The sequence below is a fragment of the Acinetobacter sp. V104_13 genome (genome assembly GCF_031798995.1).
Taxonomy (GTDB): domain Bacteria; phylum Pseudomonadota; class Gammaproteobacteria; order Pseudomonadales; family Moraxellaceae; genus Acinetobacter; species Acinetobacter pittii.
This window is the reverse complement of sequence record NZ_JAVQNP010000026.1, coordinates 29,489-55,400: the sequence shown is the minus strand read 5'-3', so window position 1 is coordinate 55,400 and position 25,912 is coordinate 29,489. Positions and strand designations below refer to the sequence as shown.

The 25,912-nt window shown below is 39.6% G+C and carries 24 protein-coding genes; 17 read left to right on the top strand and 7 right to left on the bottom strand.

The genetic code is table 11. From position 1 onward, the window contains the following. Positions 1 to 81: 81 nt before the first annotated feature. From RMB06_RS11650 to RMB06_RS11635, 4 genes are all read right to left on the bottom strand, one after another. Positions 82 to 876, bottom strand: coding sequence for a TIM barrel protein (locus tag RMB06_RS11650; RefSeq protein WP_311079593.1), 795 nt, complete (start codon positions 874 to 876; stop codon positions 82 to 84). Positions 877 to 892: 16 nt separating this feature from the next. Continuing rightward, entirely contained in the window at positions 893 to 1,759 is an 867-nt protein-coding gene (locus RMB06_RS11645; RefSeq protein WP_311079591.1) for an NAD(P)-dependent oxidoreductase, read from the bottom strand. 12 nt (positions 1,760 to 1,771) lie between these two features. Then, positions 1,772 to 2,560, bottom strand: a complete 789-nt coding sequence (locus RMB06_RS11640) for a crotonase/enoyl-CoA hydratase family protein (RefSeq protein ID WP_019767978.1) — start codon at positions 2,558 to 2,560, stop codon at positions 1,772 to 1,774. 94 nt (positions 2,561 to 2,654) lie between these two features. After that, positions 2,655 to 5,462 (bottom strand): ATP-binding protein, encoded by a 2,808-nt coding sequence (locus RMB06_RS11635; protein ID WP_311079588.1) that lies wholly within the window; start codon positions 5,460 to 5,462, stop codon positions 2,655 to 2,657. 172 nt (positions 5,463 to 5,634) lie between these two features. Here RMB06_RS11635 and cysM point away from each other — a divergent pair, with 172 nt between their 5' ends. The 4 genes from cysM to RMB06_RS11615 are packed head-to-tail and all read left to right on the top strand — an operon-like array spanning position 5,635 to position 11,136. Then, the gene (gene cysM / locus RMB06_RS11630) at positions 5,635 to 6,567 is read left to right on the top strand and encodes a cysteine synthase CysM (RefSeq protein WP_057077550.1); all 933 of its coding nucleotides are present in this window, start codon (positions 5,635 to 5,637) and stop codon (positions 6,565 to 6,567) included. A gap of 12 nt (positions 6,568 to 6,579) precedes the next feature. Then, positions 6,580 to 7,398 (top strand): 3'-5' exonuclease, encoded by an 819-nt coding sequence (locus RMB06_RS11625; protein ID WP_039764269.1) that lies wholly within the window; start codon positions 6,580 to 6,582, stop codon positions 7,396 to 7,398. Between the two features lie 9 nt (positions 7,399 to 7,407). Continuing rightward, on the top strand, positions 7,408 to 8,799 hold the full coding sequence (gene rlmD / locus RMB06_RS11620) for a 23S rRNA (uracil(1939)-C(5))-methyltransferase RlmD (protein WP_311079583.1): 1,392 nt from the start codon (positions 7,408 to 7,410) through the stop codon (positions 8,797 to 8,799). Between the two features lie 30 nt (positions 8,800 to 8,829). Continuing rightward, complete coding sequence (locus tag RMB06_RS11615; RefSeq protein ID WP_002117181.1) at positions 8,830 to 11,136, top strand: bifunctional (p)ppGpp synthetase/guanosine-3',5'-bis(diphosphate) 3'-pyrophosphohydrolase; 2,307 nt, start codon at positions 8,830 to 8,832, stop codon at positions 11,134 to 11,136. Positions 11,137 to 11,182: 46 nt separating this feature from the next. Here RMB06_RS11615 and RMB06_RS11610 read toward each other — a convergent pair whose 3' ends face one another. Further along, positions 11,183 to 11,956 carry an SDR family oxidoreductase gene (locus tag RMB06_RS11610; protein ID WP_017399923.1) on the bottom strand — a complete coding sequence of 258 codons (774 nt, stop codon included), beginning with the start codon at positions 11,954 to 11,956 and terminating at the stop codon, positions 11,183 to 11,185. A gap of 112 nt (positions 11,957 to 12,068) precedes the next feature. On the opposite strand from RMB06_RS11610, the gene mazG reads away from it, so the two are divergent. From mazG to yjgA, 9 genes are all read left to right on the top strand, one after another. Further along, on the top strand, positions 12,069 to 12,875 hold the full coding sequence (gene mazG / locus RMB06_RS11605; protein WP_068565060.1) for a nucleoside triphosphate pyrophosphohydrolase: 807 nt from the start codon (positions 12,069 to 12,071) through the stop codon (positions 12,873 to 12,875). Next, the gene (locus RMB06_RS11600) at positions 12,844 to 13,248 is read left to right on the top strand and encodes a ComEA family DNA-binding protein (RefSeq protein WP_311079579.1); all 405 of its coding nucleotides are present in this window, start codon (positions 12,844 to 12,846) and stop codon (positions 13,246 to 13,248) included. Before mazG ends, RMB06_RS11600 begins: the two co-directional genes overlap by 32 nt. Before the next feature lie 125 nt (positions 13,249 to 13,373). Further along, a complete protein-coding gene (pcnB, locus tag RMB06_RS11595) occupies positions 13,374 to 14,837 on the top strand; it encodes a polynucleotide adenylyltransferase PcnB (RefSeq protein WP_311079577.1) in 1,464 nt (487 codons plus the stop codon). Continuing rightward, complete coding sequence (gene folK / locus RMB06_RS11590; RefSeq protein ID WP_014208398.1) at positions 14,834 to 15,316, top strand: 2-amino-4-hydroxy-6-hydroxymethyldihydropteridine diphosphokinase; 483 nt, start codon at positions 14,834 to 14,836, stop codon at positions 15,314 to 15,316. The genes pcnB and folK overlap by 4 nt, the downstream gene beginning before the upstream one ends. A 45-nt stretch (positions 15,317 to 15,361) precedes the next feature. After that, entirely contained in the window at positions 15,362 to 16,171 is an 810-nt protein-coding gene (gene panB, locus RMB06_RS11585) for a 3-methyl-2-oxobutanoate hydroxymethyltransferase (protein WP_002117298.1), read from the top strand. Positions 16,172 to 16,174: 3 nt separating this feature from the next. Further along, positions 16,175 to 17,023, top strand: a complete 849-nt coding sequence (panC, locus tag RMB06_RS11580) for a pantoate--beta-alanine ligase (RefSeq protein ID WP_002117191.1) — start codon at positions 16,175 to 16,177, stop codon at positions 17,021 to 17,023. 23 nt (positions 17,024 to 17,046) lie between these two features. Beyond that, positions 17,047 to 17,898 carry an RNase adapter RapZ gene (gene rapZ / locus RMB06_RS11575; RefSeq protein ID WP_005066272.1) on the top strand — a complete coding sequence of 284 codons (852 nt, stop codon included), beginning with the start codon at positions 17,047 to 17,049 and terminating at the stop codon, positions 17,896 to 17,898. Continuing rightward, positions 17,895 to 18,164 (top strand): HPr family phosphocarrier protein, encoded by a 270-nt coding sequence (locus RMB06_RS11570; RefSeq protein WP_000567533.1) that lies wholly within the window; start codon positions 17,895 to 17,897, stop codon positions 18,162 to 18,164. Before rapZ ends, RMB06_RS11570 begins: the two co-directional genes overlap by 4 nt. Positions 18,165 to 18,166: 2 nt before the next feature. Then, positions 18,167 to 18,703 carry a ribosome biogenesis factor YjgA gene (gene yjgA / locus RMB06_RS11565; protein WP_002117241.1) on the top strand — a complete coding sequence of 179 codons (537 nt, stop codon included), beginning with the start codon at positions 18,167 to 18,169 and terminating at the stop codon, positions 18,701 to 18,703. A 44-nt stretch (positions 18,704 to 18,747) separates the two neighbouring features. Here the strand turns inward: yjgA and RMB06_RS11560 are convergent, their stop codons facing one another. Next, on the bottom strand, positions 18,748 to 20,385 hold the full coding sequence (locus RMB06_RS11560) for an acyl-CoA synthetase (RefSeq protein ID WP_057069913.1): 1,638 nt from the start codon (positions 20,383 to 20,385) through the stop codon (positions 18,748 to 18,750). Positions 20,386 to 20,778: 393 nt separating this feature from the next. On the opposite strand from RMB06_RS11560, the gene thrS reads away from it, so the two are divergent. From thrS to RMB06_RS11540, 4 genes are all read left to right on the top strand, one after another. Next, on the top strand, positions 20,779 to 22,701 hold the full coding sequence (gene thrS, locus RMB06_RS11555; RefSeq protein ID WP_002117224.1) for a threonine--tRNA ligase: 1,923 nt from the start codon (positions 20,779 to 20,781) through the stop codon (positions 22,699 to 22,701). A gap of 5 nt (positions 22,702 to 22,706) precedes the next feature. Then, the gene (infC, locus tag RMB06_RS11550; RefSeq protein ID WP_075383312.1) at positions 22,707 to 23,258 is read left to right on the top strand and encodes a translation initiation factor IF-3; all 552 of its coding nucleotides are present in this window, start codon (positions 22,707 to 22,709) and stop codon (positions 23,256 to 23,258) included. 229 nt (positions 23,259 to 23,487) lie between these two features. Beyond that, complete coding sequence (locus tag RMB06_RS11545; RefSeq protein ID WP_002117212.1) at positions 23,488 to 24,108, top strand: glutathione S-transferase N-terminal domain-containing protein; 621 nt, start codon at positions 23,488 to 23,490, stop codon at positions 24,106 to 24,108. A gap of 53 nt (positions 24,109 to 24,161) precedes the next feature. Next, positions 24,162 to 24,590: a YqaA family protein gene (locus RMB06_RS11540; protein WP_068565056.1), complete on the top strand. Its 429-nt coding sequence runs from the start codon at positions 24,162 to 24,164 to the stop codon at positions 24,588 to 24,590. 40 nt (positions 24,591 to 24,630) lie between these two features. Here RMB06_RS11540 and nreB read toward each other — a convergent pair whose 3' ends face one another. Then, a complete protein-coding gene (gene nreB, locus RMB06_RS11535; RefSeq protein WP_130119452.1) occupies positions 24,631 to 25,881 on the bottom strand; it encodes a nickel resistance MFS transporter NreB in 1,251 nt (416 codons plus the stop codon). Between the last annotated feature and the right edge of the window lie 31 nt (positions 25,882 to 25,912).

The window sequence follows — 25,912 nt, the reverse complement described above, 5'->3', positions numbered from 1 at the left end:
ATAGGGTATATTTTCCTGACAATTACTCACTATCTAATATAGTGGTTTTCGCACTAAATTTCAAACAGAAGTCGTAACAGTTTATATATTTACATCATCAGAAAAGTATTTTTTCTTCCATGTAAACGACTGATTTGAACCATTTTCAGGTTTATATTCCGCTGCAATATAGTTCTGATATGAACTTTGCTTTAACCAAGAAAAAATTTGTTCATAAGGAATTTGAGCTGTATCAGGCTCATGGCGGCCCGGACAGTCTGCAAATTGAATATGTCCAATTAAGTTAATATTCTCTTGCAAACCCTCAAGTACATCTTCACCCATCATGGCCATGTGATAGCAGTCATATTGCATTTTGAGGGCAGGGTGATTGACTGCTTCTAGCATTTCTTGGCCCTGCGCAATGTTCTGCACCAAAAAGCGAGGCATATCCGTGCCATTAATCATTTCAAAAACGGGTTCTATATCATGTTCACTGAGTAAGTTGCAGGCAAGTTTTAAATTGGCTGCTAGTGTTTTTAAACAAGGAAGCAAGTCTGCATCTAGCGGTTGTTTACCCGCTAAAATATTAACACGAGGAACTTTTAAAGCAGTGGCATAGCTAATAGCCAATTCTAAGGCTTCATGAAAAGCTATCTCTTGGCCGGGAATGCCTGCTAAACCGTTTCCGCCTTGCATAAGATCACCAGCAGGCACATTGATTAGACAGAGATTGAGGTTGTAACGTTCAAGTTGGTCTTGAATCTCGGAAATGGTAAGTTCGTATGGGAATTGGATTTCTACATGTTCAAAGCCCTCTGCATGGGCTAATGCGAAGCGTTCAATTAAAGAAACTTCGGTAAAAATCATGGATAAGTTAACGGCAAGACGACCCATACAAAAACTCCGTTTATTATTGCTCTACTACTTGAATCATAGTAGCTAAATCTTTCTCAGCAAAGCCATTTTTTTGGTGAGTTTGTAGCTGTAATAGAGCTTTTTGTGCAACAGGGATATCTAAATTAACATTGTTAGCCAATGTTACCGCGTTGTTAAGATCTTTAGATAATGTTTGAACTTTCCACTGAACAGGCTCGAATGTATGAGTTGCCATGCGTGGTGCAAGTATTTGAAATGGCTTTGAGTCGGCAAATCCACCAGCTAGAGCTGGAGCGAGTAATGTGGTGTCTACACCAGCTCGGTCCGCTAGTGCTACAGCTTCAGCGATAAGAGCGCTATTTGCTGCCACAATCAATTGATTACAAATTTTAGTGGCTTGACCCGTACCTATATCCCCCATTCGTGTTACACGTTGAGATAAGACATTAAAAATAGGAGCTAATTCCGTAATCGTTTGAGCATCGCCACCTGCAAAAATAACAAGTGTGCCTTGTTCTGCACCAGCTGTTCCACCTGATACCGGTGAATCAATCCATGTAACGTCATGCGTGGCAGCAGCTTGAGCAAGCGTTTTTGTTGCAGCAACAGATAAGCTTGAGAAATCCACAATAACTTGCTTAGCTTTTAAGTTGGGCTGAATTTTTTCAAATACTGCCTCTACGGCTTTGTCATCTGCTAGACAGATTAAAATAACAGGATATTCGCCAATATTTATAAGATCTAGAGACTGTGCACCGATATCAATCAGTTCTTCACATGCAGAAGGGGTTCGATTCCAAACCGCAACATGAAAACCTGCCTGAATAAGGCGGGTTGCCATGCGGCTCCCCATCAATCCTATACCTAAAAAAGCAATAGGGGTATTACGATCAAAATTCATAATCTAAGCTCTTTATTTATATTGGCGTGGTAAAAAATTAACTTCTGGATGTTTGTCTTTTTTACGAGCAAGTTTGCTATTTTTACCAAGTAATAATTTAAGTTGCCAGATTTTTTCTAGACGTAATGACTTTTCAGGTTGGTGTTCCATTGCATCAAGTACACGTTTTGCAGCAGTGAGAGCATCAGGTGAGCGTTGTAACATTTCAGCAGCTATTTCATTGGCTTTTTCTAGTGGAGAGTTGCTTAAATGAGTCACAAGACCAATTTCTTTTGCATAATTCCCATCAAAAACACGAGCGGTTAAGGTAAGTTCTTTTGCAAGATCAACGCCAATTAAGCCTTTTAATGAACGAGTAAGTCCCATGTCTGGCACTAAGCCCCAACGGCTTTCCATAATCGACATTTTAGTGTCTGGATGAGAGATTCGAATATCAGCTGCTAAGGCAAGTTGCATTCCGGCACCAAAACAATATCCTTCAAGTGCCGCAATTACAGGTACAGGTAAATTTTGCCAAATAAGAAATGCTTTCTGGAAGAGACTTTGGCCAGGTTTAACAAGCTCCCAAATGGCAAAAGCGGAGTTTTTCGGATTATTCAGGTCAGATAAATCAATTCCGGCACTAAAAACTTGTGCTTCACCTGTCAAAATCACACAGCGGATATCTCTATCTTTTTTAATGGCTTTTGCTGTTGAAACGAGTTCTTTTAATAAGGCAAAACTCATGGCGTTACGTTTATCAGGACGGTTTAGATAAACTGTTGCAATGCCATTATTCTTTTCAATACGTAAAAGTGCCATGAAATTCCCGCTTATTTTTTTATCGATAAGCGGAGCATAACATGGCTGTAATTTGGAAACATGACAACTCAGTCATGCCTATTTAGTCGGTCTGTTAGTCAGGGATTACTAAGATTTGATGAGCAGCACTTTCTACTTCTTTCACTACAAGTCCTAACTCATCAAAGCGTCTCATAACTTCTTCAATAAAGCTTTCATCTGCTATACGGCGTTCTTTGCGTAGTGTTGAAATAAATTGCTCAAAATCACCTGTCACTTGTTGTAGTTTTGGAGTACCTACATAGCGGGTAGCACCATAAAGACGATGTAAAACATGCTCAAGTTGAGGGAAGTCTTCAAGCTCGATGAGCTGCTGCATTTCGTCTAGCTCAGTTGGGAAACTATCAACTAACATTTTAAGTAAATCTTGAGCAAGATCTTCTTTGTTTGCTGCAAGCTGCAAGCTTTGTTGCCAGTTTAGAATTTCTGGGTCTAATGCTTCTGCAACGACATGATGGTCTTTATCTGGAGCTTTTGCTGTAAAGTTGTTTTTAGTCCATTGCGTTAAAATCTGAATAATTTGTTCCATTTGAATTGGCTTGGTGACGTAGTCATTCATGCCGACTTTGAGAAGTTTTTGTTTTTCATCGGCAAGGGCATGGGCTGTTAATGCAATAATTGGAAGCTGCATTTCACCATCTAAAGTCGACTCTAATGAGCGAATAGCACGCGTGGTATCAATACCTGACATAACAGGCATTTGAATATCCATAAATACCAAATCAAATGGTTTGAGTTTCTGATCGATTCGCTCTTGAATTAGATTGAGTGCTTCTTGACCACTGATTGCTTTAGTTGTTCTAACGTTAAGTTCACCCAGTAGAGCTTCTAAAACAATTAAGTTAGGTAAATGGTCATCCACTGCCAGAATGTGTAAACCCTGACCATTGAAATCTTGTTGTTCCTCTTCAAAAATAGGTTGATCATTTAATAATTGAATGAGTCCGCTTCGGCTGAGCGGTTGATAGAGAGGGCGAGCACGATATTCATTGAGCATGTTTGGCTCAAGCGTCATTTGATAGCCATAAACTGCCAAATTACCTTGATAACGACTACGAATTTCTTTTAATAACGCTTCAGTATCGCCACTATGGTCAACAATGAGCCATGTATTATCTTTCTGATCAAGATGTTTTAAACGACTAAACAAGTCCAGAATCGATTGTGTCTCGATGTGAGGAACATGATAGTTTTCAAGGTAATAACGTAAAACACTTGCGGTAGCAGGGTGCGCAAGATAAGACACCACTTGTAAATGTTCAAAGTGTGGGTGTTCGATCTCGTAATCTTCATCTACTACAAATTGTGCGGTAAACCAGAAGGTTGAGCCTTTTTCTGTTGGAGCACGTTCCTGATTATCTTCAAAGCCAATTTGACCATGCATGAGATGGACAAGCTGTTTAGAAATAGCTAAACCTAAACCTGTACCGCCAAATTGGCGTGTAACAGATGCATCACCTTGCGAGAATGATTCAAATAATTTTTTACGATCTGTGCCGCTTAAACCAATACCACTGTCTTGAACACTAAAATGAAGTAGGCATTGTCCGATATCATCATGTTCCATACGAACACGAACAATAATTTCGCCATCTGGAGTGAATTTAATCGCATTTGAAATCAAGTTAGTTAGAATTTGTTTAAAGCGTAAAGCATCACCAATCACTTGTTGTGGAATATTGTCCGCATAATAAAAAGCCATTGCGATATGCTTTTGAGCAGCCAGTGGAGACAGCATATCCATGACATCAAAGACAGCTTCTTCTAAATCAAATGGTGCTGTTTCGAGCTCTAATTTACCCGCATCAATTTTGGAGAAATCTAATACATCATTAATTAACGCTAATAAATGAGCAGATGACTTGCGAATGGTTTGTAGGTAAAGGTTTTGTTCGTTATTTAGATTTTGCTGACGAAGTAATAAATGAATAAAGCCATCAATACTGTTTAAAGGTGTTCGAAGCTCGTGACTAATATTAGCAAGGAAAACTGATTTGGCTTGGTTTGAAGAAATCGCTTGGTCACGTGCTTGACGATAGGTAATGTTTTGAACTTCTAAGGTATCCAGCGTTCTGCGTAAGTCTTCTTCGGTTTGTTCGGTGTGTTCTTTTAACTCTAAAAAGCTAAAGTGCAATCGTTTAACAACGTTTGCAATATCACGCTGTAATAAGCGCAATTCACCCGTACTGTTAATGACCATATGCTGGTCCAACGTGTCTGCATTTAAACGTTGCAACTGCATGCGAATTTCGTACATCGGCGCAATCCAGCGACGCGAATAAAAATTCAAGCAAAGTAAAAGTAACAGTAAGGTCATTAAGCCAGTAATGACGAGGGCAATCAAAATACGGTAACGTGCCAATTCTAGTGGCTGATTATCCATTTCAATCACAAGCCAGACAGGTGCTTTTCCGGGTGTGTCGCTAATCCGCTGTCCATAAATATTGTTGTGGTTATAAGAGATTGGACCAAAAAAATTATTTTTTTCAGTAAAGTTTGGCCAGTAACGATTGTCTCGATAACCGATACTTAAATAAGTCTGACCATTACTATCAATTAAAGCAGCACGCTTTAGATTTTTTTCATTAAACATGCTTTGCATGATGTGCTGAGCATGGTCATATTCATCGGGCTGTAGTTCAACTAGGTGGTATAAATCTAGTGCGATTTGATTATAGCGAGCTAAAATTGCTGAGGCATGATGTAGCTGTTGTTGTTTTACTGAATGCGAGGTTTCAGTTAAAACCAGAAAAGCACCAACACACGTTAAAATCATAATGGGCACAAAAATAAGAGCAATCAATTGCCCATATGCATGATTCAGACGTAAGCGTTTCGATAAGGTTTTATTGAAATTAGACATGGCTACATCAGATTTATCTCTCTGTACGGCATCTTATCACGCTTTATTTTAAAACAGACGGCATTTTATAAATGACCGAGCTTTAATCGCTTTCATGAAAAAGCATATTGAAATGGGTGCAGTACCGAGCATTTTTTCATACAATAGGCCCACCTCGATATAGGTGTTGATCATGAGTAATACACAACCTGATTTTTTAGCTGACGAATTTTTGTTAGATCACTATGTAGGTAAGACTCCTCTAGTTCGTTTGCAGCGATTAGCTTCTCATACGCAAGCGTTAGTTTTAGCAAAATTGGAAGGTAATAATCCGGCAGGTTCTGTAAAAGACCGTCCTGCATATAACATGATTATGCAGGCAGAAAAACGTGGTCAAATTAAACCGGGTGATACATTAATTGAAGCAACCAGCGGTAATACAGGTATTGCGTTGGCTATGGTTGCGGCAATGCGCGGCTATAAAATGAAACTTATTATGCCGAACAATATGAGCCAAGAGCGTAAAGATGCGATGCTGGCTTATGGCGCAGAGCTGATTGAAGTAACACCGCAGCAAGGTATGGAAGGCGCACGTGATTTAGCCTTGCAAATGGAAAAGGAAGGTAAAGGTCACGTTTTAAATCAATTTGGTAATCCTGATAATGTTGAAGCTCATTATTTAACGACTGGTCCTGAAATCTGGAAACAAACAGGCGGTAAAATTACCCATTTTGTGAGTTCAATGGGCACAACCGGTACCATTATGGGTGTTTCTAAATATTTAAAAGAACAAAACCCAGATATTCAAATTGTTGGTTTACAGCCTGCAGACGGATCAAGTATTGCCGGTATTCGCCGTTGGCCAAAAGAATATTTGCCTACTATTTTTGATAGTAGCCGTGTGGATCGTATTATTGATATTCCACAAATTGAAGCTGAAAAAACTATGCGTAAATTAGCACGTATGGAAGGTGTTAGTGCTGGTACATCTTCAGGTGGTGCAGTTTGGGCATCAATCAAAATTGCAGAAGAAAATCCGGATGCTGTTATTGTTTGCATTATCTGTGACCGTGGCGATCGCTACTTGTCTACAGGTCTGTTTTCAGTACAGGACGATAACTCATAATTGAGAGAAATAATGCGTTTCCCTACCTTGGTTTTTGATATTGAAACTTTAACTGATTTAAAAGCGGGTGCGCATTTATATCATCTTGATTTACCTGAGGCCGATGTAGAGCAAGCATTGACGAAAATCCGTCGCCAAGAATCTGGTATGGATTTTCAGCGTTTGCCTTTACATGAAATTGTTTGTATTTCTGGCTTATGGATCGATGAGTCTGGTTTTCGATTATTCTCTTTCAGTCGAGAACAATATTCTGAAGCAGAAATTTTGCAGAAATTTCTATCTATTTTTGATAAGCGCCATCCGACTCTAGTAAGTTGGAATGGTTCGCAATTTGATTTACCAGTTATCCTTTTTCGCGCTATGTATCATGGGCTCTCTGCACCCGGTCTGTTTGATCAAGGTGAGATTGATAGCCAAAAGCGTTTTAATAATTACCAAAACCGTTATCACCATCGCCATATAGATTTAATGGACGTGATGGCAATGTTTAATGGTCGTAATTTTCAAAAGCTTGATGATATTGCCTGTATTTTAGGTTTGCCGGGTAAGCGTGGTGAGTCGGGTTATCATGTGCCTGAATATGTTCGTAATCAACAGTGGCTAAAATTGACGAGCTATTGTGAAGGGGATGTGCTCAATACGTGGTTTATTTATTTGCGTTGGTTGGTACTAAAAGGTCAATTAAATTCAGATGAGCATAACCACTGGATTAGTTCGAGTATTGAATATTTACAGACTATGCCACAGCAAGCCGATTTCCTTGAAGTATGGGAACGTACTTCGAAACATACCGAATTTACTTCTCACTATTTTAATTCTTCAGATTTTTAGGTTCATTCTTTGAAACAACAAGCCAAATCTCGCAACCTCCAACAACCTGAATATATTTTTCAGGTTGAAACACTTTCTCATGAGGGGCGTGGAATTGCGCATTATGGTTCTCATCCTGAGCACCCTGCAGATAAGCATGGCAAAAAAGTTTTTATTCGTTATGCATTGCCAGGAGAAACTGTAAAAGCTCGGATTACCCATCAAACGAAGCGTCTTGAAGAAGCTGAAATGTTGCAGTTGTTAGGAGAACCTTCAGCACATCGTATCGAGGCAATTTGTCCTCATTATGGTATCTGTGGTGGATGTAGCATGCAGCATATTCATCCTGATGAACAAATCCGTTTAAAACAAAATGTACTCCAGTCACATTTACAGCATTTTGCAGGTATTCAACCTGAACTGTGGCTAGAACCAATTCGATCTTTACAAAGCGATTATCGCCGTCGTGCTCGAATAGGCGTGCGCTATTTGCCAAAACCAGATCGCTTAATCATGGGTTTTCGTGAACATCATAGTAATCGTCTAACTTCGATTCATAGCTGTAGTGTTTTGGATAAAAACTTATCAAATAGTCTGCCTGAGTTACGCACTTTACTCCAAAGTCTAAAAGGCAAAGCGCACATTGGTCATGTAGAATTAGCAAAAGGTGATAATGAAATTTCTTTATTGGTTCGTCATGTAGAAAAATTAAACAATTCTGATGTCAACCAATTAAAGCAATTTGCGTTACACAAAGGGTGGCAGTTGTATTTGCAACCTAAAGGTCCTGAAAGCATTCGTCGTATTGATGATGAACAAGGTGCTTTACGTTTACACTATGCCTTAGAAAGGTTTAATGTAAATTTTGCTTTTTCGCCATTGGATTTTACTCAGGTCAATGCCACAGTAAATGAACAGATGGTTCAATTGGCATGTGAATTGCTTCAGTTGCAACCAGGTGAAAAGGTACTTGATCTATTTTGCGGTTTGGGCAATTTCTCACTCCCGTTAGCACGATGTGTTGGTGAGAGTGGTCAGGTTGTCGGTGTTGAAGGGAGTGAAGAAATGGTGCAGCGAGCAACAGCTAATGCGAAATGCAATAGTTTGGTGCAAGCAACCTTCTTTTCACAAGATTTAACAAAAGATTTTTCGCATCATTCTTGGGCAAATCAAGGATTTGATGCATTATTGATTGATCCTCCTCGTGCTGGTGCATATGAAATTATGCAGTATGTATCAAATTTTGGAGCAAAAAGAATCGTTTATGTATCATGTAATCCAGCTACACTGGCAAGGGATGCGGGTGTTTTGGTCCAATATGGTTACCAGTTAAAAAAAGCAGCAGTGATGGACATGTTTACGCATACCGAACATGTTGAATCCATTGCACTATTTGAAAAAATTCAAGAGATAAACGATTAAAAACATGAGTTACATATTGAGGAGAATGGTATGGTCACAGTACGTGAACAGTTACCTGAACAACTAACCGAGTTGTCAGAGGAAACGACTGTAGAGCATGCCGCCGAAACGCAAATCGGTTTAGCCTCATGGTTGGATCGGGTGCGTGAAATATTAGATGGGGCGGAGCTTGAACAACTTGAAAAAGTCGCTCATTTAACCCTGCAAAAAGAGTTAGATTCAACGGTTAATCATCGCTCCAATACTTTTGCTACAGGCGTTGGAATGGCCGACATTCTGGCACATCTCCATGTAGATGAAGATACTTTATCAGCAGCAATGCTTTATCGTAGTGTGCGTGAAGGCATTACCGATATAGAAGAAGTAAAACAGAAATTCGGGGAGCAAGTTTACAACCTTGTCAAAGGTACTTTGGCAATGGGTAAACTCTCAGAACTTATTGAAAAAAATAAACGTTTAGAAGATCACTTTAATAATAATCAACGAGAACATTTAAGCGGCATTTATAAAATGCTGATTTCGGTGACCGAAGATGTTCGTGTTGTTTTAATTAAACTTGCTGAACGTACTTATTCTTTGCGAGAGCTTGCAAATTCCTCTCGTGAACGCCAAGAACGTGTAGCGCGTGAAATTCTTACTATTTATTCGCCGTTGGCACATCGACTTGGTATTGCTCAGCTTAAATGGGAACTTGAAGATCTAGCGTTTCGCTATTTGGCTCCAGATCGCTATAAAGAGATTGCTTCATTACTCAATGAAAAGCGTTTAGAGCGTGAGCATTACATTCAGTTCGTCATTGACCGTTTGAAAAATGAGTTAGCGTCTTACGGCATTGAAGCTGAAATTACAGGGCGTGCAAAACACATTTATTCGATTTATCGAAAAATGAAGAGCAAAAATCTGAGCTTCGACCAACTTTATGACATTCGTGCTTTGCGTGTGTTGGTCAATAGTGTGCCAGAGTGTTACCACTCTTTAGGTATCGTACATCAAATCTGGCGCCATATTCCGCATCAGTTTGATGACTATATTACCAACCCGAAAGCCAATGGTTATCGTTCTTTGCATACAGCTGTAATTGCTGAAAACAAATCTCTTGAAGTGCAAATTCGTACTCATGAGATGCATGATGAAGCAGAGTTAGGCGTATGTTCACACTTTAACTATAAAGAAGGGTCAAAGAATACCGACCATTCCTTTAACCATCGTTTGCATTCATTGCGTGCCGTTTTAGAACATTATCAAGAGCGTAATGAAACGACGGTACACCAAAACGAAGATGAAACAGAAGGCTTTGAACAGTTACAAGACTTTGAAGGCTTTGAGAAGATTTATGTTTTCAGTCGTGATGGTGATATTAAGGAATTGCCGCGTGGCTCAACAGTTTTAGATTTTGCCTATCATGTGCATACAGAAGTAGGGAATAAGTGTTATGCAGCGCGGGTCAACCAGCGTTATGTGCCACTTACCTATACTTTAAAAACGGGTGAACAGGTTGAAATTTTAACTAAAAAAGATCGTGAACCAAACCGTGACTGGTTGGTGAACTCTCTGGGTTATATTAAAACCTCTCGTGCACGTGACAAGCTGCGTCATTGGTTTAGACAGCAAGACCGTAGTAAGAATCTTGAAGTAGGCCGAGAACTGCTTAATAAAGAGTTAGCTCGTCTTGCGATTCACCCAAAAAGTATCGACCTAAACGATTATTCATCACATTTTAATGTGAAGACTGGCGACGACATTTTGGTGAATCTGGTCAGTGGCGATATTAGCTTACATGCCCTGATTAATCAGGTGAATCGCCAAATGCATCTAGATCAGGATGAGCCTGAACTAGTACTTAAACCAACATTAAATCCACGTGCCAGCCATACGCTATCAGCACATGGCATTTTAATTGATGGTTTAGATAATGTAGAACTGCATATCGCTCAGTGCTGTCAGCCGGTGCATGGTGAATCAATCGCTGGATATATTACTTTGAACCGTGGTGTCAGCATCCATAAAGTCATTTGCTCTGACTATCAGCGTATGATTAAGCAAGAGCCAGAGCGTGCTGTTGAAGCTGATTGGGAAATGCAGCCAACACGTGGTCAAAGCGTTCAGATTGTGGTGGAAGCTTATGATCGTCGTGGTCTGCTTAAAGACTTAACTCAAGTGATTTTCTCTGACCAAATCAATATTCGTCAGGTTAATACAATTTCTGAGGCAGATGGTATTGCTAATATGAAGTTGCTCATTGAGGTTAAAGGTTTAGCGCAGCTTTCTCGCTTATTGGCTCGCCTAGAGCAACAACCGGGAATTATTAGTGCTCGACGCATGATTCAAGGCGTTTAATAAATTAAGTAAAAAGGCTGTCAAATGACAGTCTTTTTATTGCAAATTACTTTCTAGATAAATAAATATTAGTGAGTCGATTTAGAAACTGAGGGCTCAACGTTGATAGTTGATAAAGCAGTTTGGTTTTTATACCCACTGGAGTGTGGGTAGGTGTCCAAAAATGAGCCTTTTTCTCTACAAGCGTAAGCACCTGCTGAGCAATATCATTTGGGGTTAAATCTATCCCCATATTCTGAATGGTGCCTGCATCCATATTGTTAACCATTGCAGTTTGGACAAATAGCGGCATCACATCTAAAACACGGATACCATATTTTTTCCATTCCACATCTAAACCTTCAGTAATTCCACGAACTGCAAATTTACTAGCAGAATAAGAAATCAAATCAGCTTGCCCATAAATTGCAGAAGCCGAAGAGAGGTTGATAACACGTGCAAAAGACGCTTGCTTTAAGTAAGGGAGAGCAGCGTGACAGCCATTGATTACGCCGTTTACATTAATATTTATTGTTCTTTGATGAGCTTTAATATCAGTCGTTTCAAACGCGCCAGAATATAAAATACCTGCATTATTTACCAAAATATTAAGTTCACCAGCCCATTCGGTAAATTCTTTTAATATGTGTTGCCACTGGCTGTAGTCACTTACATCTAGATAGCCGGCACGGGCATTTGGCCCTAAGTCATTTGCTAGTTCCTGAGCAAGCGATTCATTAATATCATAAATGCCTACTTTATATCCTTGTTTGTAGAATACGCGTGCAATTTCAGCCCCAATACCTTGAGCGGCACCACTAATCAGAATACTGTATCTCATCTTTTTTCTCTTTGTCAGTACAATAGTGCGACTGATTTAATCGCTTTGATTTTGATCATAACAAATTAAAATCTTAGTTTGACTGACCGACTTTTTAAACTTGAGGGTTACCATGGATAAATTGCTTAAAATCATGCAAGAGTTACGTGAAAAATGTCCGTGGGATCAACAACAAACCCCAATGTCACTGACTAAATATGCGATTGAAGAAGCATATGAAGTCGAGGCGGCCATCCGCCATGGCGATATTAATGAAATTAGAAATGAACTAGGCGATTTGTTATTACAAGTTGTGTTTCAATCACAAATGTTTAGTGAGCAAGGCGCTTTTAACTTTCAAGATGTTGTTGAGGCAATAAGTGAAAAGTTAATACGCCGCCATCCACATGTTTTTCAGGCAGATCAATTTAATAATTTAAGCCCAGAACAAGTAAGTGAGCTTTGGAAACAAATTAAACAACAAGAAAAACAAGGCAAGCCGCAATCAAGATTAGATGAAATAAAGCATGGGCCAGCATTGTTACAGGCACAAGAAATTCAAACAAATGTAGCTAAGGTTGGGTTTGATTTCGAAACGGTAGAAGATGCCTATGAAAAACTAGAAGAAGAGTTGGATGAGTTTAAGCAGGCCCTAAAAAATCAAAATATTGATGAAATTCAAGACGAATTTGGAGATTGCCTGTTTTCATTAGTCAATGTTGGACGTAAACTTGCGATTTCAAGTGAAACATCACTTTTATCGACAATACATAAATTTAGAAGCCGTTTTGCTTTTATTGAAGATCAAGCGCAAAAACAGCAAAGAACATTAGAGGACATGACCTTGTCTGAAATGGATGAATTGTGGAATCAGGCAAAGCGGCAGTTAAAGTTAGGGGAAAAAACACATGCAGCTCAGCATGAATCTTTGGAAGAATAAGCACAACATTTTCATTGTTTTATTTTGGAGCCTGATCTCATCAACGCTAGTTCAGGCTCAATCTTTTGACCAAAATTTTAAGGAGTGGAAGGCTAAACAGCAGAGGTATGATCAGAAGTTGAGCATGCAGCGCTCCGCTCATTCTAACAGTCCAAAAAATTCAGTTATGACTGATTCGTCAGGGCAAATTCACTTGAATCAAGCCAATATTGATGAGCTCCAAAAGCTAAAAGGTATTGGTGAGAAAAAGGCTCAGGCAATTGTGGAATACCGTCAAAAGAATGGTGGCTTTAAAAATATTGATGAATTTAAAAACGTAAAGGGCATTGGTCCAGCCATTTTTGAAAAGAATAAAACGCGTTTGACTTTATAAATCATCTGTCTGTCAATTATCATTTCATGCGCAAACTACAGAGAATCAAATTGCCCTTTGTGTGCGTTAGAGCTATGATTAGCGACAACTTGTTATTTACGTCCTGACGTAGGAGACAGCGTCTTTTGCAAACCTTGCGAGCGTCAAAATGTGGTTTGTCCACAGCCCAACTTCCTTCTTCGATTTTAGATGTGATCGATAGCCTGACTAAAGCTGGCTATGAAGCTTATATTGTTGGGGGTGGTGTCCGTGATTTAATGCTAGGGCTTAATCCTAAAGATTTCGATGCAGTCACTAATGCAACACCTTCCCAGATTAAAGAAGTTTTTGGTCGACGCTGTCGAATCATTGGCCGTCGATTTGAATTAGCACATGTCTATTCAGGGCGTGAGCTTATTGAAGTTGCAACTTTCCGTGCTCCTCCAAAAAAAGCAGTCACTAGTGCTTCAGGCATGATTTTACGTGACAATAACTGGGGAACCATCGAACAAGACTTTGCTCGCCGTGACTTTTCAATCAATACGCTATATTACCAACCGCGTAAGAGTATTGTGCTTGATTTCTGCAAAGCAATTGACGATGTAAAAAATAAAACCCTACGTTTATTGGGCGATCCGGCACAGCGCTTCGAAGAAGACCCTGTGCGTATGCTACGAACTTTACGTTTTGCAGCCAAGTTAAATTTCAAAATTGATTCAGATATTCTCGATATATTTGATGTAGAGATGACGCAACTATTGCGTGATGTTTCTCCGCATCGTTTATATGATGAATCTCAGAAGCTCTTTACAATGGGACATTTGGCGCGTGTTTTGCCAATGTTGATTGAGTTTGGTGTTTGGAAACAGCTCTTTGCCGATATTCAGCCTAACCTCACTCCATTTATTCTAAGAGCAGCAAAGAATACAGATCAGCGTATTCAAGTGGGTAAAACAATTAACCCTGCATTTTTCTATGCAGTCTTATTGTGGCAACCATTTTTAGAGCGTTGTGAATTTTATTTATCTAAAGGTGTGGTACCAGCTGAAGCGCGTGCACAAGCTGGTTTAGATGTCTTAAAACGTCAGGCAACACGCACTGTGATTCCTCGTTTTGCAGAAACTTTTATTCGTGAAGTTTGGGAAATGCAGACCCGTTTGCTTAATCCGAAACCACAGCAAATTGAAGCATTAGCTGGACACGCGCGTTTCCGTGCTGGTTTTGACTTCTTGTTACTTCGTGAAAAGTCAGGTGATGACACCACGCAAGGAATGGGAAGCTGGTGGGAAGCCTACCAAGAAATGTCGAATGACGAAAAAGAAGCTGCGATTAGCCAGTACAATCGTCAGAAGGCTAGAAACCGTCGTAAAGCTGTTGCTGAACCTGTTGAAAACAATAAAGTTGAGACGGAAATCGAACCTTTGGTTGATATTCCTGAACCACGCAGCCGTCGTGGGAAAAAAGAACGTGCTCGACAAGAACAATCGATGGGTCGTTTCGTTGAAAAAGCCTCTGCTTCAGAAGCTGGGGTGATGAGCGACCATCCGATTTTGAAGCGTAAGCGAGTACAACGCGATTTAAGCCAAGTTATTTTTGGGCCAACGCAATGACAACGAAGACCTATATTGGTTTAGGAAGTAATTTGGGTGATTCGCGCCAAATCTTATCTGAAGCCATTGCTAAGCTTAAAACTTTAGGTGGAGTGAAAGTTTCTAAACTTTATCAAAGTCCACCTATGGGACCTCAAGATCAACCAAATTATTTAAATGCAGTTGCAGAGCTAAATACGGATCTCATGCCTTTAGATTTGTTAGACCAGTTACAGCGATTTGAGCAAGAAGCTGGTCGTGTACGCCTTCGTCGTTGGGGAGAGCGTACCTTAGATCTGGATTTGCTTATATACGGTGATGAAAAAATTCAAAATGAGCGCTTAACTGTGCCACACATTGGAATTCTAGAGCGAGATTTCGTTGTAATTCCTTTATTAGATTTAGACGCTGATTTACATATTAATGATCAGCCACTTAAAAATTTAGAACTCATACAGCAGCCCACGCTGACTGTACTTGCTGATGAGTCTTGGGCTTAAAACCTGACTTATTACGTTCTGCAAACTCCTGTAGAGGATACCATCATGATTAGTCTAAGTGACTTAAGAAAATTTAAAGCCGAAGGACGTAAGTTCTCTTGTCTAACTTGTTACGATGCGAGTATGGCAAAAGCAATGGAACTTGCTGAAATTGATACAATCTTAATTGGTGATTCTCTTGGAATGGCAATTCAAGGTCGTGACTCAACTTTACCTGTAACTGTTGAGGACATGGCTTATCATACGGCGGCGGTGCGTCGTGGTAACCAGCATGCTTTGATTATGACTGACTTACCATTTATGAGTTATGCCACCTTAAATGATGCTTTGCAAAACGCAAGAACAGTTATGCAAGCTGGTGCCCAGATGATCAAAATCGAAGGCGGCGCTTGGCTAAGTGAAACTGTACAAGTGTTAACTCGTAATGGTGTCCCTGTGTGCGTACATTTAGGTTTAACTCCTCAATCTGTACACGTATTTGGCGGTTACAAATTACAAGCTAAAACACGTGAAGCAGCTGATCAACTTATTGCTGACTGTACGGCAGTGGTTGAAGCAGGTGCGGCAGTTCTATTGCTTGAATGTGTTCCTGCTCAGTTGGGACAAGAAATTGCTGAACTATTTCCAAATACACCTGTGATTGGTATTGGTGCGGGTAATGCGACTGATGGTCAGGTACTTGTAGTACAGGACATGCTTGGTTTAACTTTTGGTCGAGTTGCGCGTTTTGTCCGTAACTTTATGAAAGAACAATCTGGTGAAACTGCCATTTTAGACGCTTTTAAAGCTTTTCATGCTGCTGTGCAGGACCAGTCATTTCCAGCCAAAGAACATACTTTCCACGTTGAGCTGTAATTCATGAAAACAGAAACCACCATACAAGGTCTTGCAGCATCTTTAAATCCTGCTAGAGCTGCGCGTAAAATTATTGGTTTTGTCCCAACAATGGGAAATCTACATGAAGGCCATCTCACACTTGTTCGTGAAGCGAAAAAGTTATGTGATGTTGTGGTTGTTAGTATCTTCGTAAATCCAACCCAATTTGGACCGGGTGAAGATTTTGATAACTATCCTCGTACTTTAGAACAAGATAGTCGTCTATTAGCCGATGTTGGTTGTGACATTATTTTTGCACCATCAGTTGAGCAAATGTATGGTACTCAGCCACGTTTAACCAATATAAGTGTCAGTCAAATTACTGATGCTTTATGTGGTAGTTCACGTCCTGGGCATTTTGATGGCGTAGCTTTGGTGGTTACTAAACTCTTTAATATTGTGCAACCCAACTATGCTTTCTTTGGTCAAAAAGATTACCAGCAGTTAGCAGTGATTCGTCAGTTTGTACAAGACTTAAATATCCCTCTAGAAGTAATTGGTGTGCCAATTGTTCGTGCAGCAGATGGCTTAGCTCTTAGTTCAAGAAATGGTTATTTAAGTCCAGAGCAACGCCAGGTCGCTCCGGTTATTTATCAAAGTTTAAAGCAAGCTGAGCAGCAGTTACATCAAGGCAAAGATCTACAACAAGTTTTAGAAGATATCAAAACTCAGTTGACAGATAATGGGTTTGTTGTGGATTATGTCGAAGCTCGTCAGTCAAATCTGTTACCTGCTACTCAGTTTGATCGTGATATTGTGTTGTTCATCGCGGCAAAATTAGGTGCAACTCGTTTGATTGATAATTTAGAAGTTGCCTTTACACCCCAATAAACAGATCAAAGGACAGCCATGCCATGAAGCGTATACTTATCGTGACAGGACAGTCTGGTTCAGGAAAATCTTCGGCTCTCCAAGTGTTAGAAGATTTGGGCTATTACTGTATTGATAATTTGCCTTTGGCATTGCTGCCCGAAATTGTGGCAAAGCTAGATCATGAAAATAATCTAGAGCAGTTGGCATTAGGTGTGGATGTTCGAAGCACTCGTGCAGATATGCAAGAGTTCGACCATGTTTTTGAGCAACTACAAAAACATGGCACAGTTGATGTGATTTATTTGACTACGCAAGATCAGGATTTGATTGCACGTTTTAGTGCATCGCGTCGTCCCCATCCATTGGCCAATCGTTTTAAAAGTCTGTTGCAATGTATTCATGAAGAAAAGCAGTTACTGCTGCCAATTCAGTTCCGCGCTACGGTTCATATTGATACAACGGATAAAAGTGTTCATGATTTAAAGCATATTTTACTGTCTAAATTGGGGCAGTCGGATAAGCTTATCGTGATATTGCAGTCATTTGGATATAAACATGGCATTCCTTTAGATGCTGATTATGTTTTTGATGTACGGCATTTACCAAATCCGCATTGGGATTTAGAATTGAGACGTTTTTCTGGTTTGGATGAGCCAGTAAGACAATTTTTAGAAGCAAGTCCGCAAGCAAACGAAATGTTTGATGATATTCTTCACTTCTTAAAAAAATGGCTTCCAGCATTTGCTGAAGGACATCGTCACTATATGACGATTTCTATTGGTTGTACTGGCGGTCAACATCGTTCCGTTTATATCGTAGATAGACTAAAACAAGCACTTGAGGCAGAATGGTCTGTTCAGGTCTTACACAGAGAAATGAAGCACTGGTCATGATAGACACAACTGTTGATGTAATTAATAAACTCGGTTTACATGCTCGTGCATCAGGAAAACTGATAGAGGTCACTACAAAATTTCGTTCGTCGATCCAAATTGGAAAAGGCGATCATTTAGTAGATGCAAAAAATATTATGTCTTTGCTGATGTTAGGTGCAGGTAAAGGGACCACTTTGCGATTGGTCATTGATGGTACCGACGAAGAGCAGGCATTAAATGAAGTACAGGCGTTATTCGCCGCAAAATTTTATGAGGCAGATTAATCGTGGCACGTCGTCCCCAACGTTATACTGAAGAAGATTTTGGCTCTTTAGAAGGACGTGCAAGTAAAACAGAACAGAAAAAAGCAGTTCAACGTATGGCTGCTTTAGGTGAGCAATTAGCACAACTTTCTGTTAAACAGATTCAAAAACTCCCAGTTGATGAACGTTTAATTGATGCGTTAATGGAAGTACAGAACATTAGTTCTTTTGAAGCTCGTCGTCGTCAGTTTCAACGTATTGGTAAATTATTGCGTAATGAAGATGAGACCGTTATTTTGTCTTATTTAACTCCGCAGCAAGGTGCAAAAAAGCAGGCTCAATTGATGCGTTGGGTTGATCGTATGATCGAACAAGGTGACCCTGCAATTAATGAATTTAGTAAAATTTATAATGCATCGGAGCGTCACACCTTGCGTCAGCATGTGTTGAGAATCAACCGTGATAAGAGTCAACAAGTGAGTGAAGCAGAGCTTGAGGCATCAAAAGGTAAATTTGTAAACTATGTACAGCAAATTGCTTTATTGTCTGATCAAGGCTAAATACTCTTCCATAAAAAGCGACGCTCAAGGCGTCGCTTTTTTATTTATACATTTTCAGCCCGTTCTTTTGCCCATTCACGCAAAATGAATTTCTGTAATTTACCTGTCGATGTTTTTGGAATTTCTGTAATAACCACATCTTTAGGCACTTTAAAGCGCGCTAATTCTTTTTGGCAGTGTGCAATAATTTCTTCAGGTGTTGCTGTAGTACCCATCTTTAATTCAATAAACGCGCATGGTACTTCTTGCCAACGTGCATCGGGTTTAGCGACTACCGCAGCGGTTAATACAGCAGGATGTTTATACAACACATCTTCTACTTCTAAAGATGAAATGTTTTCTCCACCAGAAATAATAATGTCTTTCGAACGATCAGTAATTTTTGCATAACCATCTGGGTGGCAAACGGCTAGGTCACCTGTGTGAAACCATCCGCCAGCAAAGGCTTCTTGAGTTGCTTTAGGGTTCTTTAAATAGCCTTTCATGACAATATTGCCACGGAACATGATTTCTCCCATGGTTTGACCATCATTAGGCACAGGTTCCATAGTCTCGGGATCTAACACACGCATGCTGTCTTGCAACGGGTAGGGTACACCTTGACGGGAATGAAGTTGGGCTTGTTCAGCAATTGATAGTTCATTCCATCCAGATTGAGAAGCACATAGGGCAGAAGGCCCATAAGTTTCTGTTAAGCCATATACATGGTTTACGTTAATCCCCATGTTTCGCATCCCTTCAATAATGGCAACAGGTGGAGCTGCCCCAGCAACCATGACTTCAACATGATGATCAAAGCTGGTTTGTTTTTCTTTAGGTAAGTTAAGAATCATTGAAAGAACAATAGGCGCACCACAGAAATAATCAACTTTATGGGCTGCAATCAATTGCATGACTAATTCTGGATCGACTTTGCGTAAACAAATATTGGTTCCACCACTTGCTGCTATGCTCCACGCAAAACACCAGCCATTACAATGAAAGAGGGGTAGTGTCCATAAATACACAGCACGCGGTTTCATTCCACAAGCCAAGATATTGCTTGCAGCATTAAGATAAGCCCCACGATGATGATAGACCACACCTTTAGGATTACCTGTAGTTCCAGATGTGTAATTTAAGCTAATCGCATCCCATTCATCTTCTGGTAAATGCCAAGAGAAGTTAATGTCGCCTTGAGCGATCCATTCTTCATATTCAAAAGAACCTAAAAACTGATTTTCACCTTCATATTCTGTATCGGCTACATCAATTACAATAATGTGCTGGTTAGGAATAAGTGAGAGGGCTTCTCTTGCCAAATTCACAAATTCAGGGTCAACCAACAGCACTTTACTTTCTGCATGTTCCAACATGAAAGCGATTGTTTTTGCATCTAAACGTGTATTGAGAGTATTGAGTACCGCACCAGCCATAGGAACTGCAAAATGTGCTTCAATCATGGCTGGAATATTTGGCAATAAGACTGATACCGTATCATTTTTCTCAATTCCCAGTTGCTTGAGCTGAGATGCAAATTGACAGCAGCGTTGATAAGTTTCTTTCCATGAAATTTGGCGCTTACCATGAATAATCGAAGCTTGATCTGGGTAAATATAAGCCGCACGCTCTAGGTAGCGTAGAGGTGATAACGCAACAAAGTTTGCGGGTGTGCGTGGTAACTCATCATAAGCACTAACCATGTGAAACAACTCCGTGTTCTATTTTTAATTCATTCTTTGAACATATGATTTAATATTAATCAAAGCATCTATGCTTTAGTCTTAAAGAGCGATACCCTCCAGTCAAAAAATGAGCAGAAATGCTATTTTCTTCATCTTAAACCACTTGTGTTAAACATGTTTAAAAATCATCTCAATATATTTTTTAAGTCATTTATTGCTGTTTACGCGATAAGCAAAATGTATTTATGATTTTATGGACTCAAAGGTTTTCACATTGCTTGAACAAGTGTAAAATCTTTCAGGTTTTTTAACTTTGATTTACACCGTTTTTATATTTTGAGGTTCGCCTCGATCATAATCTCGCGGTGAAATGCTCCTTCGTATAGGGCATCACTCCTTAAGGATTTTTTTATGCCAATTATCACATTGCCAAATGGCGATCAAAAGAGTTTTGATCACGCTGTATCTGTTATGGAAGTTGCCCAAAGTATTGGGCCTGGTCTAGCAAAAAATACTGTTGCTGGCCGTGTAAATGATCGCTTAGTTGATGCATGTGACTTAATTACCGAAGATTCGACCTTACAAATTATCACTCCAAAAGATGAGGAAGGTCTTGAAATTATTCGCCACTCTTGTGCACACCTTGTAGGGCATGCTGTTAAACAGCTTTTCCCGGAAGCCAAGATGGTGATTGGTCCAGTCATTGAAGAAGGTTTTTACTACGACATCTGGATGCCACGTCCTTTTACTTTGGATGATATGGCAGCTATCGAAGAGCGCATGAAAAAGCTCATCGATCAAGATTATGATGTCGTTAAAAAAATGACACCACGTGATGAAGTTATTGCTGAATTTACTGCGCGTGGCGAAGAATATAAATTACGCTTGATTGCAGACATGCCTGAAGAAACACAAATGGGCTTGTACTACCATCAAGATTATTTGGATATGTGTCGTGGTCCACACGTACCGAATACCAAATTCTTAAAATCGTTCAAGCTCACTAAAATCTCTGGTGCATACTGGCGTGGTGATGCGAAGAACGAACAGCTTCAACGTATTTATGGTACAGCTTGGGCAGACAAAAAACAGCTCGCTGCATATATCAAACGTATCGAAGAAGCTGAAAAGCGTGACCATCGTAAAATTGGTAAAGCTTTAGATTTGTTCCATATGCAAGAAGAAGCACCGGGTATGGTGTTCTGGCATCCAAATGGCTGGACTATTTACCAAGTACTTGAACAATACATGCGTAAAGTTCAGCAAGACAACGGTTACCTTGAGATTAAAACACCACAAATTGTAGACTTTACATTGTGGGAAAAATCAGGACATGCGGCGAACTATGCTGACAACATGTTTACGACTCATTCTGAGAATCGTAACTATGCAGTTAAGCCAATGAACTGCCCATGTCACGTGCAAGTTTTCAACCAAGGTTTGAAGTCTTACCGTGATCTACCGATTCGTTTAGCAGAGTTTGGTTCTTGTCATCGTAACGAACCATCAGGTTCTTTACACGGCATTATGCGTGTACGTGGCTTTACACAAGATGATGCACATATTTTCTGTACTAAAGAACAGATCGGCCAGGAAGTCGCAGACTTTATTAAGCTGACTTTAGAAGTTTATAAAGATTTTGGCTTTGAAGAAGTGCAAATGAAACTTTCTACACGTCCAGAAAAACGTGTAGGTGATGATGCGCTTTGGGATATGGCTGAAAAATCTTTAGCAGATGCTTTAGATGCAGCGGGTCTCGAATGGGAATTACAACCTGGTGAAGGCGCGTTCTACGGTCCGAAAATTGAATTCTCATTGAAAGACTGTCTCGGACGTGTATGGCAGTGTGGTACTATTCAGTGTGACTTTAACTTACCAGAACGTTTAGATGCGTCTTATGTGACTGAAGACAATGATCGTGATCAGCCTGTAATGTTGCATCGTGCAATTCTTGGCAGTTTTGAGCGTTTTATTGGTATACTAATTGAACACTACGCTGGTTTCATGCCACCTTGGTTGTCGCCGTTACAAGCATGTGTCATGAATATTACGGACTCTCAAGCTGAAGCTTGTGAGAAAGTCGTAGCAAAACTCAAAGAAAATGGCCTTCGTGCTATTTCTGACTTGAGAAATGAAAAAATCGGATTTAAGATTCGTGAGCGTACTCTAGAGCGTATTCCTTACCTATTAGTTCTTGGTGATCGAGAAGTTGAAGAAGGTACAGTGAATGTGCGTACCCGCTCAGGAAAAAATTTAGGTACTATGTCAGTAGATGCATTCATTGACTTAGTGAAGTCTGCCGTCGCCGAACGTGGCCGGTATATTGTGGAGTAAGAAAGATTAAACAGCCTGACCGTAACCAACAACAAGGTGCAAAAAGCAACCGTCCAGCAATTAACGACGAGATCCGTGCAAAAGAAGTACGCCTCGTTGGTGCTGATGGTGAGCAAAAAGGAATTGTTTCATTAAATGAAGCACTGCGCGCTGCTGAAGAGGCAGATCTTGACCTAGTTGAGATCGTTGCAAACGCCGAGCCGCCTGTTTGTAAAATTATGGATTACAACAAGCACTTGTTTGACCTTAAGCAGAAGCAAAAAGATGCGAAGAAAAAACAGCATCAAGTGCAAGTGAAGGAAATCAAACTGCGCCCTGCAACTGATGTTGGTGATTATCAAGTTAAGCTTCGTGCTATTTTGAAATTCCTTGAAGAAGGAAACAAAGTGAAAATCACTTTACGTTTCCGTGGTCGTGAAATGGCTCACCAACAACTTGGCTTAGCTCAATTACAAAAGATTGAAGCTGATGTTGCTGAGTTTGGGGTTGTGGAACAAGCACCTAAAATGGAAGGCCGTCAAATGGGTATGTTACTTGGACCTAAAAAGAAAAAGTAATACTCAAAAAAAGCACTGCAAAAGCAGTGCTTTTTTATATCCTTATCATAATAAAAAAAGATGATTTAATTTTCTCTGTTCAGTTTTATTTAAGACAATTGCTATATCTTTTAAAAGAAATTCAATTCTTGAATTTTATGTATTTTTTAGTGTTGGAAATCTCATCGTCCCTCTTAAAACATGCTATAACGCAAGACGCAGTCATGATAACGATGAATAGGAAAATAGAATGATTGATCTATATTATTGGGGAACTCCCAATGGACATAAAATCACAATTGCCTTAGAAGAAATGGGACTGGACTACACTCTTTACCCAATAAATATTTTAGAAAATGATCAATTTCAACCAGACTTTCTGAGAATTTCTCCAAATAATAAAATTCCGGCAATTGTTGACCAAGATGGACCTCGTGGTGAGCCAATTTCAATATTTGAATCAGGTGCGATCCTGCAATATCTAGGTCGAAAAACTGGATTATTTTATCCAACTGATGAGCAAGAGCGAGTTGAAGTTGAACAATGGCTCATGTGGCAAATGGGTGGGCTAGGGCCTATGCTAGGGCAGAATCATCATTTTAATCGCTTTGCACCAGAAAAAATTCCATACGCTATAGACCGTTATGTAAATGAGACTAAGCGCTTATATGGTGTGCTGAATAAGCAGCTCATTGGCCAGAAGTTTGTTGCAGGTGAATACTCGATTGCTGATATGGCAATTTTACCTTGGATTTTGCGCTATGAATGGCAGGGTATTCAACTAGAGGATTATCCTTATGTGCAAGAATATATTGTCCGCTTGACGGCACGACCTGCGGTACAAAAAGCACTATCAATTAAAGTTATTTAAATTTTATTGGTAGCGTAATGAATAAAGTGAAAGGTGATTTGGTCTAATTTAATATGCTAAGTTACTTTTTACTTTTTTTGAGCGCGTTTGGGGCGGCTACATTATTACCATTACAATCAGAGGCTGTGCTCGCCACTTTATTATTAAAAAAAGAATATTCTGCTTTCCTTCTAATTTCTATCGCTACTTTGGGAAATGTACTGGGCTCGTGTGTGAACTGGTGGCTTGGTTTAAAAATAGAGCAGTTTAAACACAAAAAGTGGTTCCCAGTTTCTGAAAAACGTTTAGAACAAGCTCAGCGTTTTTATCATAAATATGGATTTTATTCGCTGCTTCTAAGTTGGACACCTGTGATTGGTGACCCAATTACTTTAGTTGCGGGTTTATTTAAAGAAAATTTTTGGCGCTTTTTAATTATCGTTTTGATTGCTAAAGCAGGACGCTATATTTTTATTTATTGGGTGATTACAGGTTTTATTTAAAATAAAAGCATCCGAAGATGCTTTTATTAAAATGGTTTAACTAGTCTTCTGAGCTTTTTGTAATATCGACTTTAAATAGGTCATTGGTTTTTAGCCAACAGAAGGTGACCACTGTAAGTGTCATACAACCACCAAAAATAGTCGCGGCAATCGTTCCTAAATATTTGGCTGCTAAACCTGACTCAAATGCACCAAGCTCATTACTTGATGAAACGAACATGCCATTTACGGCAGCAACACGACCACGCATATTTTCTGGTGGAAAAATTTGCAAAATGGTTTGTCTAACCACAACTGAAATACTGTCACAAGCGCCTGTCATAGCCAACGCAAATAGTGATAACCACATGTTATTTGAGAAAGCGAAAAGAATCGTGAAAACACCAAATCCTGCAACAGCAAGTAGCATGTTACGCCATGCATGCTGAGTTGGTGGAAAGCGAGTTAGAGCAATCATAGTGACAAGCGCTCCAATAGATGGCGCCGCACGCAAATATCCCAGTCCTTCTGGACCGACCTTTAAGATGTCTTCTGCAAAAATGGGTAATAATGCGATGACTCCACCAAATAAAACAGAAGCTAAATCAAGAGAAATTGCCCAAAGAACAATTTTAGTTTTCCAGATAAAACGGAAACCATCTCCTAAACTTTCTAAAACATTAGCAGTTTCAATTTTAGGAAAAGTACGCTTATGCAATAGGTTAATTAAGATGAAACAAATACCAAGTAAAACCGCAACACTAAATAGACTTGTTTCTCGGCCTAAATAGGCAAGCATGAAACCACCAAGCATTGGCCCGATAATTACACCACTTTGCCAACCGATCGTCGTCCATGTTGCACCATTTGCATACAGTTCACGAGGTATCAAAAATGGTTTTAAAGATGTTGCAGAAGGATTGTAAAAACCACGAATTGTACCTAAGCCAAAAATAACCGCATAAATACCCCAAGAAAGGAAATTTACGCTGATATGACCTAAACCATGCAGATGGAACAACGACCACAGCACTAAAGGAAGAGGAACCGAAAAAAATAAACAGATCTTCATAATAATCTGTTTATTAAATCTATCTGCAAAATAGCCACCCCAAAGAGAAAGAGCAATAAAAGGAATGGCTTCTGCGAGTCCAATTAAACCTAGAGTCAGAGGGTCTTTGGTGATTTGATAGAGTGAGTAGGCAACAATAATTTCTTGAATCAGAATTGCTAAAGTTAAGCAAAATTGATTAATCGTAACAATTGAGAAATCTCTGTAGCGTAAGGCAGCAAATGCATCATGTTTCTGCATTAGGAATATCGTATGTTGATAATTTGATCGT